General features: G+C 73.4%; 1 pseudogene. It reads left to right on the forward strand.

What is annotated here, in order from left to right:
• A pseudogene (locus DBR36_RS17985) lies at window positions 1–289 on the forward strand (alpha/beta hydrolase); the annotation flags it as partial.

The raw sequence follows: 289 nt of genomic DNA on the forward strand, positions 1-289 counted from the left end.
GTACTACGACGCCCCCGAGCAGCTGCACCTGCCGTTCCGCGACGTCGACATCGACACCGGCGTGGGCGCCTGCCCGGCCTGGGAGTTCCCGGCGCCGAACGACACCGACGTATGGGTGGTGCAGGTGCACGGCCGCGGGACCACGCGCGCCGAGACCCTGCGCGCCGTCCCCGTCTTCCACGCCCTCGGCATCTCGAGCCTCGTGGTGTCGTACCGCAACGACGGCGAAGCCCCGCGCAGCCCGTCGGGCACGTACGCGCTCGGCGCCACCGAGTGGCGGGACCTGGAT

This window comes from Microbacterium sp. HMWF026 (genome assembly GCF_003061325.1).
GTDB lineage: Bacteria > Actinomycetota > Actinomycetes > Actinomycetales > Microbacteriaceae > Microbacterium > Microbacterium testaceum_E.